Here is a 599-nt window from a genome sequence, read left to right as displayed (position 1 = left end):
GACCAGTCGGCGGTACTTGTCGTGGTCGTAACCGCGGTCGCCCAGGACCACGTCCGGGCGGCGCCGGGGTCGGCCGCGCTTGCCCCGTACCGGCGGCACGGCCTGCAGGAGCGGGATCAGCTGGGTGACGTCGTTGCGGTTGCCGCCGGTGAGGGTGGCCGCGAGCGGGATGCCCGTGGCATCGGTGATCAGGTGGTGTTTACTGCCCGTCCTGCCCCGGTCGACGGGGCTTCGTCCGGTCTTGGCTCCCCCTTTAACGCGCGGATGTGGGAACCGTCGACCGCCGCACGGGAGAAGTCCAGAGCATTCGCGCTACGGAGCTGGGCGAGGAGGACCTCGTGCAGCCGGGGCCAGACCCCGGCCCCGGTCCATTCGGCCAGGCGACGCCAGCAGGTCATGCCCGAGCCGAAGCCGAGTTCCTGCGGCAGGTGTTCCCAGGCGATCCCGGTGTGCAGGACGAACAGGATGCCCTGGAACACCAGCCGGTCCGGATGCCGCTTGCGCCCCGGGTGCCGGGCCCGACGCTCGACCTTGGGCAAGAGCGGCTCGATCACCGCCCACAGCTCGTCATCGACTTCCCACGGCTTCGGCCGCGCCAC

General features: G+C 71.1%; 1 pseudogene. It reads right to left on the bottom strand.

Annotated elements, in window-relative coordinates:
• Positions 1–599: pseudogene (locus NQU54_RS48760) on the bottom strand (IS5 family transposase); the annotation flags it as partial.

The organism is Streptomyces malaysiensis subsp. samsunensis, from assembly GCF_024519315.1.
GTDB classification, from domain to species: Bacteria; Actinomycetota; Actinomycetes; order Streptomycetales; family Streptomycetaceae; genus Streptomyces; species Streptomyces malaysiensis.
The sequence above is the reverse complement of the archived record's forward strand: the minus strand, read 5'-3'. Positions and strand labels throughout refer to the sequence as shown.